This is a genomic window from Pseudomonas sp. RA_15y_Pfl1_P11 (genome assembly GCF_963970975.1).
Taxonomy (GTDB): domain Bacteria; phylum Pseudomonadota; class Gammaproteobacteria; order Pseudomonadales; family Pseudomonadaceae; genus Aquipseudomonas; species Aquipseudomonas tritici.
This window is the reverse complement of sequence record NZ_CAXAOY010000036.1, coordinates 1-17,803: the sequence shown is the minus strand read 5'-3', so window position 1 is coordinate 17,803 and position 17,803 is coordinate 1. Positions and strand designations below refer to the sequence as shown.

Here is a 17,803-nt window from a genome sequence, read left to right as displayed (position 1 = left end):
GGACAGGAGTGGAAAGGTCGTGGTGCATGGCAAGGCGGCGGTTGCTGACGAGTGAGACGCTCGCACCACATTACGATCCCCCGACCGACGAGCGGGAAATCGCCCGCCACTTCACCCTCAGCTGCGAGGATCTCGATCTTGTCGGCGAACGGAGAGGAGCATCGAGCCGGCTCGGGTTCGCTATGCTGTTGCTGTATATGCGTTGGCCGGGCCGCGTGCTGGAGGCCGGTGAGAAACCGCCGGGTGCTATCCTCACCTTTGTCGCCGATCAGATCGAGGTGCCGGCAACGGCGTTCGACGACTACGCCCGTCGCGATGAAACACGCCGTGCGCATCTCGCCCATCTCATGCAGCGGTTCGGCTATACCGCTTTCAACCGGAACCACTTTCGCGCGATCGTGGCGTTCGCGATGCCGGTTGCGCAGACTGTTGCCCAGCCGCTCCTACTCGCCGGCACGGTGATCGACGAGTTGCGACGGCGACGAGTGCTGCTGCCGCCATCGGCTGTCATCGAAGCGATCGTCAGACACGCGCGCCAGCAGGCAGAACATCTCACCCATGAAATACTGACCAGCGGCATCAAGCCGGACAAGCTGGCGGCGCTGGACGCCTTGCTGGCTCGGCGACCAGATCAGGGAACGACATGGCTGGCATGGCTGCGCAACGCGCCGCAGTCGCCGGCAGCGCGCAACATCCTGCGCCTGCTCGAACGGCTCGATCATGTGCGGACGCTCGGCCTCGATCCGTCGCGCGCCGCAATGATCCCATCGGCGACATTCGATCGATTAGCCGACGAGGCAGTGCGAATCACGCCGCAACATCTCGGCGAGTTGGCGACCATGCGCCGCCACGCGACGCTCGCGGCTGCAGCCATTAGGATCGAGGAAAGCCTGACCGACGCCGCGCTCACCATGTTCGACAAGCTGCTTGGCAGCATGGTGCGCCGCGCAGAAAACCGGACGCGCGACAAGGCGATGAGGACGGTACGCGAGATGCAGGGGCATCTACGTACTCTAACCGATAGCTGCCGCGTGCTGATCGACGCGCACTCCAAGAGCGTTGACTCCCTTGCGCGTATCGGCCGGTTTGACTGGGAGCGGTTCAGTTCCGCTGTAGCTCAGGCAGAGATACTTGTCCGTCCCGAGACGATCGACCGCACGGCCGAACTGATTGAGCTGCATCGCACGGTGAAGCTGTTCGCCGGGCAATTCCTGCGGGCGTTCGCGTTTCGCGGTGCCGGACCGGTCCAGGGCATCCTTGATGCGCTCACCATCATCGCCGATCTCTACCACACCGGCAAACGGCGCCTGCCCGACAAGGTGCCGCTGCACTTCGCGCCGGCGGGCTGGCGTCCGTTCGTGATCCGCGATGGTGTGGTCAATCGTGCGGCCTATGAACTCTGCGCGCTTTCCCAGCTTCGCGATCGGCTGCGGGCCGGCGATATCTGGGTGGCGGGCAGCCGACAGTATCGCGACTTCGACAGCTATCTCATTCCGCACGCCACCTTCGCGGCGCTGCGCGGGAAGGGGCCGCTTCCGCTAGCAATTGAGACCGGGTTCGATCGTCATATCGAAGATCAACGCGTGCGGTTCGATCGTGCAATCGAGCGGGTCACAGTGCTGGCCCGGCAAGGCGAACTGCCCCAGGTCCGGCTCGACGAAAACGGTTTGATGATCTCGCCGCTGAAGGCGATTACGCCGCCCGTAGCCGAAGCCGCGCGCCGCACTGCCTATGACCGTCTCCCCCGCGTGAAGATCACGGATATCCTGCTCGATGTGGATGCATGGACCGGCTTCGGCGACTGCTTCACCCATCGGCGCTCGGGCCGTCCGGCCGACGACCGCAATGCGTTGCTGACTGTCATACTCGCCGACGGCATCAATCTTGGGCTGACGCGCATGGCGGACAGTTGCCGAGGCGCCAGCTTACGCCAGCTCGCCCATCTGCATGACTGGCACATCAGCGAAGCCGCCTATGGCGAGGCGCTGGGGCGACTCATCGAGGCGCATCGCGCAACACCGCTCGCCGGATTATGGGGCAGCGGCATCAGCTCATCGAGCGACGGGCAGCAATTCCACGCAGGTGGGCGTGGTGCCGCGATCAGCGACATCAACGCCCGCAACGGCAACGAACCCGGTGTGTCGTTCTACACGCATATCTCGGATCAGTATGACCCGTTCGGCTCGCGGGTGATTGCCGCGACCGCAGGCGAGGCCCCCTATGTCCTCGATGGCCTGCTGTACCACCAGACAGGGCTGTCGATCGAAGAGCATTATACCGACACAGGCGGCGCGGTGGTTATCTGGACAATCAATCCCACCCGGCCATTTATAAGATACTATTCAGGCGCTCGATGGCATGCGAGGTTTCCTCGCATGCCATCGAGCGCAACCGCCGCAGGCGGAAGACGACCCGCCTCAAAATCAGCATCCCGAGGAGCTACGGGTGAGATCGACGAGCAGCGTATCGATCCGGCGGACGACACACTCGTGCCGCTCGACCTCGCGTCCCCAGCCGCGCTCGCGGGCATCTTCGATTAGGCGAAGCTCGACTGCGCGACGCTCGCGCAGTCGAGGCGTATAGGCCGGCGTAGTGACGAACCGCGAGCAGGTGAGATATAGGTCGCACTCGCAAGGGCCTTCCTCGGGCAGACGCAGGCAGTGGCCGAGTTCGAGCTCGGTCTTGAAGAAGTTGGTGCGCAACCAATCGACCGCGCCCGCTGTCAGCCGCCCGGTCCGCAGAGCCTCGGCGCCAGGTCCGGCGATGACCGCACCCGGCCCGAGCACCGCACGGTAGTCGCGCAGCACCTCGGGATCGGAGATCCTTGCGTAGACCATCGACATCGCCGGGCTCTCGTGGCCGAGCACGCTCATGATCGTATCAAGCCTCGCGCCGCGCTCGGCGAGCTGCGTTCCGAGGGTGTGGCGGAAGCGGTGTGCAGTGACGGTATGGCGGCCTCGTGCATCGACCAAGCCAACCGCCCGGCACGCCTCGCCCAGCGGCGTTTCAAAGAGGTAGTATTCGGATAACAACTTGCCGTGATCTACGAAGAGAAAGCGTAGTCGGTCACCGGTCCGCTCGTCGACCATTGCGCGGTCGCGCCCTCTCCGGCGTGCTTCCACCACGGCCTGGAGCGCGTCGGCCGCCTCTTCATGGAGCGGCACCATCCGCTCGCGGCCGGTCTTGCCGACAGGAATGCGCAGCCGCGCGGTGCCGTCGGGGTAGCGGTCGAGGCAATCGAGTGCGAGGCGACGCACCTCGCCGCGTCGAGCGCCCGACCAGCGCAGCGTCAGCAGCGCCGCACGCTGGAGTGGGCAAACCAGCGCACGAATGCCGCTCATCACGCGGGCTAGCTCTTCCTCGGGGATATAGCGGGGCACGCGCTCGAGGTGCGGCGGCTTGTCGCGGCAATCGACGAGTTGGCGCTGCGGCGCGCTTTCCCAGTCCCAAGCGACGGTATCGCGGAAAAACAGCGCAAGCGAGTTCGTGCGGTTGCGCCGTGTGATGAGAGACAAGGGCACGCCGCTGCCTGCGCTCGGCTCGTCGATCATCGCGCGAAAGAAGCTCTCGACGTGCTCGCGCGTCACATCCTCGAAGCGGCAGACCTGGGGCGCGACGCGACCCAGGTGCTCGAGGAAGCGCCTGAGCGCGATCTCGTGGTGGTAAACCGTGCTGGGGCGCAGCTGCGACGCGCGCGCTGCGAGCCAGCGCTGGACGAGTGCCCACATCGCAGACGGCAGCAGCGGGTGCGAGGCGTAGGCTGGCATGAACTTGCGCGGCTGCCGGCTCGATTGGCCACGATGGTAGAGGATGGTGCCGAGCTGGCTGGCATGCGTGATCCAGCTTTTGGCGAACTGCGGACCGTAGCGCTCGCGCGCACCGAAGAAGACCGGCAGGTCGGGATGCGAGGCGAAGTCGCGGACGGCGGCGAGCAGCCGGTCGATATGCTCGGGCCGCAGCAGGTCGGGCGAGCGCACGCCCTCGTGCATGGCGATGCGCGGCAGCATCCAGGTCATGGAAAGCCGAATCGACGAGCGATTAAAGCCGAGGGCTTCACCCTCGTCGGCAAGGCGGTCGATGCCGAGGTCGATGCACAGCCGGTCGAGCACAACCGACGGACGTGTCTTGCCAACGGCGAGCAGCCATGGGTAGTCGATGCGCAGCCTGTCGGTGAACGCGAGAAAGTGGATGTAGGGGCGCGCTTGATAGGAAAGTTTGTGGCTCGACGCTTGCCGCCGCTCGCCATCGAGGCGGCCGACGCGCTCGGGCAGTGGCGCAGCGAGCCAGTCGCGAAGATCGGGCCACTGTGTGCGGAAGCGGCGGTGGATCTGCCGCAGCTGGCGCTTGTACATATCGCAGATATCCACACCCGCGACGTGCGCGGCGTACTCTGCCTCGCCGCAGTGCTGAGCGATCACTGGTGCGGCCGGGTGCTCGCCGATCGCTGCTGCGGCGGCAGAGATCGGTCCGGCCCTCATGGCGCTGACACATCGAGGCCAAGCGCGCGGCGGTACTCGGCGACGACCGCCGGGTCGGACACGCGCGTGTAGATGCGGGTGGACTCGGGGGAGGCGTGACCAAGCCTGCGCATGAGGGCGAGCTCGCGCATGCCGCCCTCCCACATGCGTGTCGCGTGCGTGTGCCGGCAGGCGTGCGGGGTCATCCAGGGCTCGCGTATGCCGGCCCGCTCGCAGGATCGGGCGAAAAGCTTGGCCAGCGCGGCGTAGGAGAGCGGCTCAGCCCGGCGCGCCCCGTTGCCGCCGACGAGGAAGAGGTAGGGGCTGCCGGTGTCGCGCGGGCGCTCGGCGGTCACGTAATCGGCGATCGCGGCAAGCGTCGCCGGCTCATGCAGGTCGACGACGCGCTCGCGCCAGCCCTTGGCGCGCACGCCGCGCGGATGGTCGTCGCGCTGGCGCACCACGATCCGCCTGCGGCCGTAGGCGACGTCCTCGAGCTTGAGCGCAAGCGCTTCGCCCGGCCGCAGGCCACCATCAAGCATGAGGCGGACAAGCGCTACGTCACGACGGCAGCGCAGCAGGGTTACGATCGTCGCTACCTGCTCGTCCGACAGCGGCCGCGGCACCCGGCGCACCATCTTGACGGCGAGCGCCTGGCGGAGTGGTGCGCCCGATGCGATGCCCTGCAGGAACGGTCGGTGCCGATCGACCGAGCGTAGCACGGCGCGCGCCTCGACCTTGACGATCGGGTTGGTGCCGCTGGTGCATCCGGCCAGCAGCGCCCAATCATAGAACGACGACACGCACGCCAGCGCGCGGTTGACGCTGGCCGGCGCCAAACGGCTATCGGCGGCCTGCGCCGTGCCGGCAGGGTGTCTGCCGCGTGCCGGCGTGGTGCGCAGATGCAGGAGAAAAGCAACGGCGCGGGCCGGCGTCAGCGCCGTCCAGTCGAGCGCCTCGGTGTGTAGAAAGGTAAAGAGATGCCGCAGGTCATAGGCATAGGCTTTGACGGTATGCGGTGAGCAGCCGCGCGCAGCCAGATAGGCGAGATAGTCGCGGACGGGTGGCACAGGCGCGCCGACTCCGTCGACAAGCTCGACCAGAGGGCCGCCCGAGCGGCTATGCTTGACCACAAACATGGCCCGCCTCCTTCACGGAAATGGCAGCTGCGCGATGGTAGCACAGGCAACCTGCCGCGTCGCCAAGCTGTCCACATAACGGTGAACCCGCCGGTGTCGGCGTACTGCTCCTCGATCCGTCGCCCGGCCTCGTTCATCGTCAGCCCGTCGAGCAGATAGGGTGCCTCGCTGACGGTTGCGGGGATGGTCCGCGATGCGAACGGCGCGAAGCGGTCGTTGACGTGAGTATAAGCCTTGATGCCGGGGTCGTTGCCGTAGCGGGCATTGACCGTGTTCATCGCCTCGCCCTGCCGCGCGGCGGGGTAGAACTGGCCATCGGCCGAGGCAGTGGTGCCCATGCCCCAGACCCGCGCCATCGGCAGCGCGCCTTGCGCGGCGACCACGTTGGCCAGCGCCTGGTCGATCGCCGCGCTTTCGACATGCCAGCGTGCGAGACGGGACAGTTGCCAGTAATCATGGGTGTTGGACGCCTCGGCCATCTTGCGCAGGCCCAGGTTCAATCCCTCGGCGAGCAGGACGTTGAGCAGGCCGATCCGGTCGCCGCACGGTATGCCGGTGCGCAGATGGGTGAAGGCGTCGGTGAACTCCAGCGCGGCGTCCACTTCGAGCAGCAGGTCGGTGATGCGGATGGGCGGCAGGCGACGGTAAAGGTCCAGCACCAGGTCATCGATCCCGTCCGGCGCATCGGCGGTCAGGCGATCGATGCGCAGCGTCCCGTCCTCGATGCTGCCTTTCGGGATCGTACCGTTGCGCGCGGCGCGACCGAGCCGGGCGAGGCCATCGGCGAGACGGGCCTTGCGGTCCGCGAGCCAGACATGCGGATCGGACGGTACGGCCAGCTTCGCAGCATGCGCGACTTCCATCGATACGAGGACGTTGCGAAGGTCACCGTACCGGTGCGAGCGGTCGAGCCAGATGTCACCCGAGCGCAGCGCGTCGCGCAGATGGAACATGACCGCGACTTCTCGGAGGCGCGCATCATCGTCGCCCTTCGCCCGCAATTGACGCCGCCATTTGGAATGTGGGCGCAGGAAATCGTCGGTCGCCGGGAGCGCGTCTTTGGTGGCGATGGCGATCACCGCGTCCAGCAAGGGTCGCGCGACCGACGCGGCTTGGAGATGGAGGCAGCGCAGCATACGCGGGGCATAGCGACGGAAGCGGTGATACCCCTGATCGACATGCGCCAGCGGATCATCGCCAAGCGTGTCCGTCAGAACCCTGGCCGTCGCGACGAGGCGGGTGAGATGGTCCCATCCCGCCGCACGCGCGACCGCATCCTCCAGCGACGCGCCGTCGCCATGCGCTTCGATGAGCGATTGGCCGAGCGCGGCGAAGCCGTCCAGCGTCGCTGTGACCCCGCCTCTCGTTTCCGCGGCACGTGCGTCATGCAACTGTTTTGCCTCGCGCCAGGTGCGCCCGACGATCCGGTCATGCGTCTCGATCACCGCATCCGCAGTCGAGGTGGCCCACTCGATGATGCAGACAGTGAGGATGGCGCGACGCCGGTCGGTGCCGAGATCACGCAGGCCATCGGCGAAGTAACGTTCGCCCTGTCGGCGCAGCCGGGCGACGCGATGCGGCGGGACGTCGCCGAGCAGGCCGGCATCGAGGTTCATCGCACGCAGGAACTCAAGCCGGTCGAGCAGTCGGTTTGCCGCGGCGGAATTGTTGCCCGGCTCGATCCGGCGCAGCCAGATGAAGCGGCTGATTGCCCCCGGCAGCATTTCGGTCGTCAGCCGGTCGAGCCGGGTGCAGGCGACAAGATCAAGGCGCGATGCGATGCGCTTCTCGATGCCGCGTTCGGCCGCGACGAGCGCATCCGCGCACAGGCGCTCGATCGTCGTGATCGCCGGCAGGATGGTCATGGTATCGCGGCAGCGGGCGATGAAGCGCCGGGCGAGATCGTCGTTCGAGTGTGCCTGCTCGGCTTCGGCGAACAGCCAGTCACGGAACGTCCGTGCCGGCGCGCCCTGACCGGGAAACGTCCTGTATCCGTAGATGGAGCGCAGCACCTCCATATGTTGCTGGCGGGTCTGGTGCCGGACGGCGTAGCGGACGAGCACGTCACCGGCGATGCCGAGCTGGGCGCCGAGGAAGGCGGATACCGCGAGCGGGATCACCTCGCCCGGCACCAGCATTCGTCCCGGATAGCGCAGCGCGCACAGTTGCAGCGCGAAGCCGATCCGGTTTTCCGGTCGGCGTCGCCGGTCGATGTGGATCAGGTCGTCGTCCGCCAGGATGTAATGCCGTAGCAGCGACGCTTCGTCGGTCGGCAGGTCGAGCAGCGACGACCGCTGCCGGGCGCTCAGGATATGGCGTCTCGGCATGCGGCTTTGTCCCGGTTGAACAGAAGTCTGTTTTGGACAACACTGACCCCGCGCAAATCAAGGCTTTTCGGGGCCGGTGTTCGGGAAGGTTCAATTGGGACAACGCGCCGCTATCTACGCCCGCGTCTCGACCGCCGACCAGTCGTGCGAGCGGCAGTTGCGCGACCTCGTCGGTTTCGCCGAACGGGGCGGCTATGAGGTGGTCGAGGTCTTCCGCGAAACCGCCTCGGGGATGAAGGCCAACCGCTCGGCGCGCGGCGAGGTGATGAAGCTGGCGCAGGCGCGTCACATCGATGCGGTCCTCGTCACCGAACTCAGCCGCTGGGGACGCTCGACGCAGGACCTGCTCGATACGCTCAACCGGCTGTCGGGCTGGCGCGTGTCGGTCGTCGCGATGAGTGGCATGACGTTCGAGGTCGATACGCCTCACGGGCGGATGATGGCGACGATGCTCGCCGGCATCGCCCAGTTCGAGCGCGACATGCTAAGCGAGCGGGTTCGGTCCGGTCTCGCCGCAGCGCGGGCACGGGGTCGAACACTCGGTCGGCAGGCGGGCGACCGACCGAAGTCCGACCGGCTCGCCCCCAAGGTGCTGGCGCTGGTCGCCGAAGGTCGCAGCTATCGCTGGATCGCGCGCGACCTCGGCCTCAGCAAGAATACTGTCGCCGCTATCGTCGGACGGGCACGGGTGGATGCAGCGTCGGTCGAGGAAGCGGCATGACCGGACTTCCCGGAAAATTCCCGCCGGATCCTCGGCGCAAGGCGCGGTTTCGTGAAATCGCGCGCGCGATCGTCGCCAAGGACCGCTCCGATCGGAAGTACGGCCTTACCGTCGATACCGCCGGTGCCATCGCCCAAGCGCTGGAGCGCGCATATCGGGACGGCGTGCGGGACGGTCCCGCAGCATCGACCCCGTTGCCGGAACAGTCCGATACCGGCCCGGTCGAATGGGCGCTGATCCCGCCGCGCCCCCGCGAAGCCTTCTGGAGTACCTGCCTGGCTATCCTGGGCGGTGACGGCAGCCGGTCGCGCGATGGCCATCTGGCACCTGCGATCACTGAACGCGGCACGCCGGGCTGGGCCATCATCGCACAAGGTCGCAACCCTGGCAGGTTGATCGGTGAACGCAACATCAGGCCGCTCGTCCGCCTGAACCTGCTCGATCATGCGCCAGATCGGCCGGAACACCTGCTCCTGACCGGACGGGGACAGGAAACCTGGTTCCTGTTCTGCCAGCTTGGTGGGCGTTACCCCGAAGACCTCACCGACATATGATCCGGCTTTGTCCCTTACCATCCAGGACGGATTACAGGTTGCCCGGCAACAAGCTGCGTCGCATCATCATGTGATGCTGACGTTCGGCTTCTCCACCCTGATCGACTTTTTGAGCTGGATCGCCGCTCTTGCCATCGGCCTGAAGGTCGCGGCGACGTTGATCGTGCTGATAGTAAACAAGGACATGCGCGATCAACCCGGATGGGGATCGGCCTTGTGGTGGGTGACCAAGATAACCCCGATCGTCGCGGTTTCCTGTCTCATCTGCATTGCCCTGCGGCAACGCGATACAGGGTTGGTCTGGTTCTACTGTGCTGCGGGGCTGTTCGTTGTGGTCGCGGTGCCGCTGAAGATCCGGCAGCGGGGGACTGTCAGGATTTCCGTGTGTGGGCGGGCATAATGGGTAAAGAGGAGATCCCATATGTCCCGACGCAAAGAACCTGCGATACCGAATGAGCTTCTCGACCAGTTGCTGGCGGGCGGTGCCGCGAGTGCTGCATTTGACCAAGGTGGCCTGCTCGATTCGCTGAAGAAGGCGCTGACCGAGCGCGCGTTGAACGCGGAGATGGATCATCACCTGGCCGGCCAGGACGGTGCCGGCAACACGCGCAACGGCTACGGTCGGAAGACCGTGATGACCGACACCGGCAAGCTGGCGATCGACGTGCCACGCGATCGTCAGGCGAGCTTCGATCCGCAGTTGATCGCCAAGTATCAGCGCCGCTTTCCCGGCTTCGACGACAAGATCGTGTCGATGTATGCGCGCGGCATGAGCACCCGCGAGATTACCGGGCATCTCCACGATCTGTACGGGATCGACGTGTCGCCGGATCTGATCAGCACGGTGACCGACGCCGTGCTCGACGAGGTGGCGACGTGGCAGCAGCGGCCGCTCGATCCGATCTACCCGCTGGTTTTCTTCGACGCGATCCGGGTCAAGATCCGCGACGAGGGCATAGTTCGCAACAAAGCCATTCACATCGCGCTGGGCGTTCGCGCCGACGGCGCGAAGGAGGTCCTCGGCCTGTGGCTCGAGCAGAATGAGGGTGCGAAGTTCTGGCTGCGGGTAATGAACGAGCTGCGCAACCGCGGCACCGAGGATATCCTGCTCGCCGTCGTCGATGGCCTCAAGGGCTTCCCCGAGGCGATCACCGCCGTCTTCCCCGACGCGATCGTCCAAACGTGCATCGTGCATCTGCTCAGGAACTCGATGGACTTCGTGTCCTGGAAAGACCGCAAGAACCTCGCCAGCGCGCTCAAGGAGATTTACCGCGCGCCCAGCGCAGAGGCGGCCGAACAGGCGCTGAGCGCGTTTGAGGCCGGCCCCTGGGGCCAACGCTATCCTGCCATCGGCCAAAGCTGGCGGCGCGCCTGGGGCGAAGTGATCCCGTTCTTTGCGTTCCCCGACGAGGTCCGCCGGATCGTCTACACCACAAATGCGATCGAGGCTTTGAACTCGAAGCTCAGACGCGCCGTCCGCGCCAGGGGCCATTTTCCCAGCGACGAGGCTGCCACCAAGCTGCTCTATCTGATCTTGAACCGATCGGAGAAAGAGTGGAAAATGCCGCCACGGGAGTGGTCCATGGCCAAGGCCCAGTTCGCCGTCATCTTCGGCGAGCGCTTCATCAGGGCCATGGCGGCGTAATGTTCAACCGCCCGCCCACACACGGAAATCCTGACAGTGCCGGCAGCGGCGAAACCGCATCGCGGCGCGAATGCCCGATGAACGGCCGGCTCGACCATAAACTCAGACCACGTGCTTCGTGCCCCACGCTTAGGGTGTCATTTCGCCCTCAACCGGAACCGACCCCAAGGAGGCGACCGTCAAACGCTTCCACTATGACAGCCATGACCAGCTACGAACGCACCTCGCCGACTTCAGGGCCGCCTACAACTTCGCTCGCCGGCTCAAGGCGCTGAGCGGCCTCACACACTACGAATACATCGCCAAAATCTGGACCTCAGAGCCAGACCGGTTCATCGTCAATCCAATCCACCAGATGCCGACTAAACACCTAGGGCGCTTGCCATAGGCTGACAGCCCTAACTGTAGGCGCTTGCCAACGTAGCGGCATCTGCTCGCAAACGGAGCGGATTTCTGCTCGGATTATCTGACAATGAGCAAAACGATTTGCTCACGCTATCTGCCAATGTGCTCACCAACATCCAGCGCTGCTCGCCATCATAATCACCTGCTCACATTATCTGCCAACGGCATCGCCATGGTGTCAGGGGCCGATATCGCCAAAATAGTCGCCGCGTTGATGAGCGTTCATGGTTGTTCGCCAGACGACGAAACCGGTCCATCCTATAGCCAACGTCAGCATTACAAAGCTCGGTGTGATGCCGATCGACCAGTGGAACCGCCTACTGATTGCCGGAAGGACCATGCCGGCGAGCACAGGCAGCAAGCATGATAAGCGCACAACAGCGCTTTTGCTGGTCCAGTTTCGCCCGATCATGCCCGGCAAGCCCAGATGCCATCGACGATAACGAGAGTGTCGAGATCAGTGACCACGCTGCCTCCCGAACAGGAAATGGTAGGTCAGGGCGAATACCGGCACCATGATCGCCGTCTTGATCGACAGGTTGTGGAGCACCTCGGGCCAGGGATGGACGAAGACGCCTTCGATCAGCGCACCCAGCGCGACGGCGAGGACACCGGTGAGAGCGCCAAAGGCCCAGCCCGGCAACTTCACGACTGGACCTCCCGGGCAGCACGATCGCCGCGCCAGATGCGACGCATGCGGGACAACTCGCTCCACCGTGCGGCCAGGATGGCGACAAGGCCGGCGATGACCATGCCGGACCAAGCATGGTGGTATGCGAGATACAGCGCGACGATCACGCCTGCTGCGGTGATGGTCTTGGCGAACACGGATTTCATCCTTTCGATATGACTGACAGGTTTCGCACGGTTCACACCGGGACGCCGGCCGCGCGTAGTTGTTCGGTGAGTTCCCGGGTGTGTTCGGGATCGAGCGTGCCTGCGAGCAGGGAGCGGACATCGGATGGCCGGGCGCCGAGGTGGGCGGTAAGCGTGACGGCATCGTAGCCGTTTCGGGTCAGCGTCGGTTCCAGGTCGTCGATCGCACGTGACAGCACCTGCTCGACGATCCCGGCGGTGACGGGCTTTGCGCCCAACCGGAAACCCTGCTCGAAGGCAAGCGTCAGGTGCATCTCGATCTGGAGCGGAGTACGCAGGCGTTCGGCGATGAGGTCGATCGCGTCCTCGTCCATCAGGTCGGCGACCTTCACCCCCTCTGCCGCGCACGCACCGAGCAACCAGGCGACATAATCCCGACGTGCCGATCCGATCCCCTCATAGTCGAAGGTCGTGGTCCGGTAGCCGATCTCCTCCATCTGCGGGCGGCGCAGATCGTTGCGCAGGCGCGGATGCCCGACAAGCAGGACCGACAGCAGCACGCCGGCATCGGCCACCACTTCCATAAGCCGCTTGAGGCCGGTCAACGTCTTGTGGTGCAGGTCGTGCGCTTCATCGACCACCAGCACGATCGGGCGCTTGCCCTTGCGCATCAGATCACGAAGGTCGCGCTCGCGCCGTTCGGCCTGTTTGGGGATCTTCACCTGCGCGCGGTCGCCGGACGACAGGTCGTAGAACAATGCCTCGATCAGCGAGGTAAGCGAGGTGCGCCGCTTGTCCACCGCCAGCGACTTGGCGACCGCGACCTTGCCGGCGCGCGCCAGTTCGTCCTCGATGCGGCGCAGCAGGTGCGTCTTGCCCGAACCGACCAGTCCGGAGACGACGATCAGCCGTCCGGTCTGCACCGCTGCGCAGACTTCGCGTACGATGACGCGCTGATGCTCGGTCTCGAAATTGCCCGCGCCCTGGAACGGGCGGGCGAGGCCGTAGCTGGATTGCACGTCGGCGAGCATCAACTGGTCCTTCGTCGTGACAGGAACCGGTCGCGGATGCGATCGGCGATGATGGCCTTGTCGAACGTCTCGCCGAGCAATGCGTCGATGAAGGCACGATCCTCCTCTGGCAGCGAGCCCAGCGGCAGTCGGAGCTGTTCGACGATCGCCTGTCGGGCGGCAAGGCCGGTGGCATGGGCCGTCTCGACGACCGGGTCCGGAAAGGGTGTGCGCCGCACGGCAAGCCCTGAGGTGGTAGGCGGCAGCGACGGCAAGGGCCGGTCACCACCCGTGATCGCGGCACGGGGCAGACCGAGCTGGTCGGCAAGCCGCACCACCTTGTCGAGCCGTTCTTCCGCCCGGCTCTTCTGGTATTTGCGGTAGCGATAGAGCGGCACCGCGCCGCGCGACGGCTCGAACGGGCCGAAGCGCTTGCCGTCGTGCTCGACGAACAGCGCCTGGTCGAACAACCCCCATAGCAGCGTCACCGTCTCGCCGGCGAGATGCGGCTCGACTTCATAGGTCGTGCCCTCGACCGAGACGGTCGCGTCACCGGCGACGTTACGGCGCTCAGGCTGGCGCGCGAAGGCGCAGAACCGCTCCCATGAGCACATCGCCCGGACGCCTTCGGGCGGCAGATGGCGCAGCCAGTGTTCGATGCGGGCGTGCGGCTCGGAGCGATGGTCGGCATTGTTGTAGGTGACCAGCGCGCGGCGCAGCCATAGATTGGCCTCTTCCTCGTCCTTGGGCTTGTGGAAGTGGTACAGCGTCTCGTGCACCTCCTTGATGGTGCGGAAAGGGCGCTCGACCTTACCCTTGGCGCGCGCGGCAGTGTGACGGTCGCCCTGTTTGGGTGGAAGGTGCGTCAGGACGCGGATACCGAGACTGCCCATCACCGACTGGAAGACACTCGACCGGCTGACTGGGCCATTGTCCATGTAGATCGTGACCGGCAGGCCCTGGAACGGCAACTCGGGTTCGGGCTTGGCGGCGAACGCATTGAACAGGAAGCGCAGGGCCGACTCCGCATCCTCGCCATAGGCACCGCGATATTCCTGATAGACCACACCGGAACAGTCATCCACCGCCGAGAACAGCATCAGCATTGGCCGACCGCGTCCTTCCTCGATCCATAGCGGTGCCTCCACCTGCTTGAGGTCGGACGGGCTCATATCGAAGTGCCACAGTTCGTTCGAACGTCGTGCCTGGAAGCGTACCGCTGCACCGGGGCGCGTTACCCGGGCATGGTCCAGCCCCGACGCGCGCAGCATCCGGTCGATCGTCGCCCGCTTCAACAGGCCCGGCTCGACCTTCACCAGACCTTCGGGGGTTTCGACCCCTTCGCCTTCCAGCAACTGGATCGCGCGCGCCGTAGACACGCGCCGCCCCTTGCCGTTGGTGGTGCGGATCTTCAGCGCCGCGACGATCTCGGCGTAGCGCTCCATCTGCGGCTGCGGCGCGACACGGGACGCGCCATGGTCGCTGCGCCGCACGGATTTGGGCCGATTGAACTCGCGCAGCGCGCGGTACATCGTCCAGACCGAGATGCCGTAAGCCTCGGCCGCGCGGGCGACGATTTCGGTGCGGCCCGGATCACGCGGAGACAATAGCGATAGCCGTCGGCGAAGCTCGACCAATGCCTCACCGGGCGGTCGCTTCCGCGCGTCAGCCATGTGCCGCGACTGGTTCCTTCACGGCAGCGGCGCGCCCGCGCTTGCCGGCATAGCGGTACAGCGTGGCGACCGACACACCCATGCGCCGGGCGATATCCCGCACCGGCAGCGACCCCTCGGTCATCATCGCGCGCGCGGCCGTCACGTCGGCCGGACGCATCGAGGGCGGACGCCCGCCCTTGCGACCTTGCCGGCGCGCCTCGACAAGCCCGGCGGTGGTACGCTCGCGGATCAAGGCGCGCTCGAACTGGGCGATCGCGCCGAACACGTGGAAGGTGAGCATGCCGCCCGGCGTGGTGGTGTCGATATTCTCGGTCAGCGACACCAGCCCGATCTTCTCGCGCTCCAGTTCTTCCGCAGAAGCAATCAGCTTCTTCAGCGAGCGGGCGAGGCGGTCGAGCTTCCACACCACGAGCGTGTCGCCGGCACGTAGTACCTCGCCCAGGATGCGAGCGAGTTCGGGGCGGTCGTCGCGGGCACCCGATGCCTTTTCGGTGAAGACCCGCTCGCACCCGGCGCGGCGCAATGCATCCAGTTGCAGGTCGGGGTTCTGGTCGCTGGTGCTGACCCTGGCATAACCGACCCGCATGACCCCTCGACCTTCTCCAAACCCGTCGAAGGCATAGCGTTTTGCGAAGCTGGTTTCCAGAACAGTTTTGACAAACAAGATGCCGCAGAAATGCGTGACCGCTCTAACGCGCCGGCAGGATCGTCAGAAAGGAAGGTTTTCGCGAACAGGGCCAGCGCATAATAGGCGATGACACCACGCAAGCGGAGAGGGTGTGATGACCAAAACCCAAATGCTGGAGACGATGAAACGCCTAGACGCCCATGCGAATGCCCTGCTGCTGATCGGTGCTTCCGATATCGATCTGCTCGGCGGCATGTTCGACGTGATGCCGGACTTCAAGGCGCTGCTCGATGCCGGATACGGCGAAGAGATCGAGAGAAACGCTGGTCGCTTCCCCGGCCTGCACCGCTACGCCGTCATGCTCTCAAACGTCGCCGAAGGGATCGCGGACGGCTCCATCCGGGTGCCACGCTGACGCCACTCCCGCTGGTAGATAATGTGAGCAGGCGACCATGACTGCGAGCAGGGCCGGATGATGGCGAGCACATTTGCGGATAGCGTGAGCAGAACGCTCCGCCCATTGTCAGATAATCCGAGCAGAAAACCGCTTCGTTTGCGAGCAGGCACCGCTACGATTGCAAGCGCCAACACCTAACCCCTAAGCCTGATCGTCACCCATGAGCGTGGCGTACAGGCGTTCGTCCACTTTCTTGACGTCAAACCTTGCCTCGGCGATCAACCGGCTCTCGCGGCCCATTGAAACCGCAAGGTCGGGATCGGTACAAAAGCGGCGCATCGCGTCCACCAGGCTTTGTGCATCGCGCGGGGCCACGAAGAAGCCGTTGACGCCGGGCACCACCGTCTCGCGGCATCCCGGCACATCCGATGTGACGACCGCACGGCCCATCGCCATCGCCTCCTGCGTGCTGCGAGGCACGCCTTCGCGGTAGGAAGGGAGGACATAGACGCGCGCCTCTGCAATCGCGGGGCGCACGTCGGGCAGTTCGCCCGACCATTCCACCGAGCCCGTGGCGGCAAAGGCGCGCATCTGATCGGCGGAAATTCCTCCGGGGCTGGGATCAAGTCCGCCGACCAGACGAAAGCGTGCGTCGGTAAACTCGCGTTTTAGCACGCCGGCCGCTTCGACGAATTCCAGCACGCCTTTTTCGCGCAGCATGCGCGCGATCAGCAGAAACGAGGGCGGGCCGGCTGGGACGGGGGTGTCGACGAATTCGTCAAGGTCCACGCCGATTCCGCCAAGCAACATGGTACAATCCTGCGCAACAATCCGTCGCTCGACAAATTCTGCGCGGTCATCCGGGTTGAGAAAGATGACACGATGGGCGCGGGCAAACGAGGCGCGCAGCAAGGAGATGGCCAGAGTTCTTGATGCCCGCTTGGCCAGCCCGTCCGGGCCGCTCGAAATGAATAGGTAGCCCAGGCCCTCCACCATGCCGATGCGGCGCGATACACGGGCCAATGCTGCGGCGAGCCCGCCGTATATATTCGGCTTGATGAAAAATGTCAGGCTGACGTCGGGTCGTTCACGACGGAACCAGCGCGTGAGATCGCGCAGCGTGCGCAGATCGGATAGTGGATTCTGCCCCGCGCGGTCGATATGATAGGTGTGAGTAGTAACACCCATGTCTTTCAGGTGTTTCGCCTGCTCAGTATTATATTCCGGAGCAAGCACATGAACATCGTGCCCCCGCCGAACCAGTAATTCCAGCAGATGCCCACGAAACCGGATCAACGTATTCGCGGCGTTCGACATCACCGTTATTTTTCGAGGCCCGTTCAGATCCCGAGGCTGCTTCGCGCCGTTCAGCATTAACAACTAACCTGTATGATATGCATCGAGCACGATCAGATGAGCAAGCGCGCTAAACAAGGTTCTTAGGCAGGTCAATGGCTCGCCTGGCCTTGGCTTTGGCTTTCGTCCGTCCGCCTGCTCGTCTATTGGGGCCGTTATGTCCGTCCGTTCCCCATCGATGTCAACCGGCGTGGAATCTTGACCCCCGATCGGTGCCCAACATTGACCCCGCTATGTCGAGCCTGATGATGGGGCTGAGGAACGTCGGCATGTGCGTCGCCGAACACCGTCGGTCATTCACCGAACGCGAGGTTGGTGGTGACCACGATCGAGGTCTGCTCGTAAAGGCGGCTGACGAGGTGGAACAGCAGCTGACCGCCCGACAGCGCGAACGACAGATAGCCGAGTTCGTCGAGGATCACGAGATCGAGCCGCGACAGATGCTCAGCGATCCGCCCGGCGCGCGTCTCTGCCTCGAGCCGGTTCACCAGGTCAATCGTGTTGTAATATCTGACCCTGGCGCCGGTACGCACGCAGGATCGTTCGATCACGATAGCAAGGCGATCTCCTTGATCGACTTGCCCTGGCACTGTCAGGATTTCCGTGTGTGGGCGGGCGGTTGAACATTACGCCGCCATGGCCCTGATGAAGCGCTCGCCGAAGATGACGGCG

Annotated in this window: 14 protein-coding genes and 3 pseudogenes; 7 read left to right on the top strand and 10 right to left on the bottom strand. The window is 64.9% G+C overall.

Annotated features, from left to right (window positions below; translation table 11 throughout):
• The coding region (locus tag AACY44_RS27260) for a Tn3 family transposase (protein WP_339531492.1) at positions 1–2,540 on the top strand (2,540 nt) is incomplete at its 5' end.
• On the opposite strand, the gene AACY44_RS27255 is transcribed toward AACY44_RS27260, so the two are convergent.
• The 3 genes and pseudogenes from AACY44_RS27255 to AACY44_RS27245 form a co-directional block, all read right to left on the bottom strand.
• A complete protein-coding gene (locus AACY44_RS27255) occupies positions 2,424–4,478 on the bottom strand; it encodes a tyrosine-type recombinase/integrase (protein ID WP_305738063.1) in 2,055 nt (684 codons plus the stop codon). The genes AACY44_RS27260 and AACY44_RS27255 overlap by 117 nt on opposite strands.
• Positions 4,475–5,527, bottom strand: coding sequence for a tyrosine-type recombinase/integrase (locus tag AACY44_RS27250; RefSeq protein ID WP_339485063.1), 1,053 nt, complete (start codon positions 5,525–5,527; stop codon positions 4,475–4,477). The genes AACY44_RS27255 and AACY44_RS27250 overlap by 4 nt, the downstream gene beginning before the upstream one ends.
• A 149-nt stretch (positions 5,528–5,676) precedes the next feature.
• Positions 5,677–7,923: pseudogene (locus AACY44_RS27245) on the bottom strand (Tn3 family transposase); the annotation flags it as partial.
• 94 nt (positions 7,924–8,017) lie between these two features.
• On the opposite strand from AACY44_RS27245, the gene AACY44_RS27240 reads away from it, so the two are divergent.
• The 5 genes and pseudogenes from AACY44_RS27240 to AACY44_RS27220 all read left to right on the top strand — a co-directional run.
• Positions 8,018–8,644 (top strand): recombinase family protein, encoded by a 627-nt coding sequence (locus tag AACY44_RS27240; protein ID WP_339472255.1) that lies wholly within the window; start codon positions 8,018–8,020, stop codon positions 8,642–8,644.
• A complete protein-coding gene (locus AACY44_RS27235) occupies positions 8,641–9,198 on the top strand; it encodes a hypothetical protein (RefSeq protein ID WP_339426638.1) in 558 nt (185 codons plus the stop codon). Before AACY44_RS27240 ends, AACY44_RS27235 begins: the two co-directional genes overlap by 4 nt.
• A gap of 7 nt (positions 9,199–9,205) precedes the next feature.
• Positions 9,206–9,598 (top strand): hypothetical protein, encoded by a 393-nt coding sequence (locus tag AACY44_RS27230; RefSeq protein ID WP_339442618.1) that lies wholly within the window; start codon positions 9,206–9,208, stop codon positions 9,596–9,598.
• A 21-nt stretch (positions 9,599–9,619) separates the two neighbouring features.
• Positions 9,620–10,843, top strand: coding sequence for an IS256 family transposase (locus tag AACY44_RS27225; RefSeq protein ID WP_112921552.1), 1,224 nt, complete (start codon positions 9,620–9,622; stop codon positions 10,841–10,843).
• A 166-nt stretch (positions 10,844–11,009) separates the two neighbouring features.
• Positions 11,010–11,231: pseudogene (locus AACY44_RS27220) on the top strand (hypothetical protein); the annotation flags it as partial.
• Positions 11,232–11,705: 474 nt separating this feature from the next.
• Here AACY44_RS27220 and AACY44_RS27215 read toward each other — a convergent pair.
• Genes AACY44_RS27215 through AACY44_RS27195 form a run of 5 tightly spaced genes read right to left on the bottom strand, consistent with a single transcriptional unit; the run spans position 11,706 to position 15,414 of the window.
• On the bottom strand, positions 11,706–11,897 hold the full coding sequence (locus AACY44_RS27215) for a hypothetical protein (protein ID WP_305738060.1): 192 nt from the start codon (positions 11,895–11,897) through the stop codon (positions 11,706–11,708).
• Complete coding sequence (locus AACY44_RS27210; RefSeq protein ID WP_143274547.1) at positions 11,894–12,076, bottom strand: hypothetical protein; 183 nt, start codon at positions 12,074–12,076, stop codon at positions 11,894–11,896. Before AACY44_RS27210 ends, AACY44_RS27215 begins: the two co-directional genes overlap by 4 nt.
• Positions 12,077–12,117: 41 nt before the next feature.
• The gene (locus AACY44_RS27205; RefSeq protein ID WP_299107754.1) at positions 12,118–13,095 is read right to left on the bottom strand and encodes an ExeA family protein; all 978 of its coding nucleotides are present in this window, start codon (positions 13,093–13,095) and stop codon (positions 12,118–12,120) included.
• The gene (locus AACY44_RS27200; protein ID WP_299107751.1) at positions 13,095–14,747 is read right to left on the bottom strand and encodes a DDE-type integrase/transposase/recombinase; all 1,653 of its coding nucleotides are present in this window, start codon (positions 14,745–14,747) and stop codon (positions 13,095–13,097) included. Before AACY44_RS27200 ends, AACY44_RS27205 begins: the two co-directional genes overlap by 1 nt.
• Positions 14,740–15,414, bottom strand: a complete 675-nt coding sequence (locus AACY44_RS27195) for a recombinase family protein (RefSeq protein WP_439843302.1) — start codon at positions 15,412–15,414, stop codon at positions 14,740–14,742. Before AACY44_RS27195 ends, AACY44_RS27200 begins: the two co-directional genes overlap by 8 nt.
• Positions 15,415–15,532: 118 nt before the next feature.
• Here AACY44_RS27195 and AACY44_RS27190 point away from each other — a divergent pair, with 118 nt between their 5' ends.
• Positions 15,533–15,793: an arylsulfatase regulator gene (locus tag AACY44_RS27190; protein WP_299107757.1), complete on the top strand. Its 261-nt coding sequence runs from the start codon at positions 15,533–15,535 to the stop codon at positions 15,791–15,793.
• Positions 15,794–15,976: 183 nt separating this feature from the next.
• On the opposite strand, the gene AACY44_RS27185 is transcribed toward AACY44_RS27190, so the two are convergent.
• Positions 15,977–17,149, bottom strand: a complete 1,173-nt coding sequence (locus AACY44_RS27185) for a glycosyltransferase family 4 protein (protein WP_260591704.1) — start codon at positions 17,147–17,149, stop codon at positions 15,977–15,979.
• 278 nt (positions 17,150–17,427) lie between these two features.
• Positions 17,428–17,694 (bottom strand): annotated as a pseudogene (locus tag AACY44_RS27180) (ATP-binding protein); the annotation flags it as partial.
• Between the last annotated feature and the right edge of the window lie 109 nt (positions 17,695–17,803).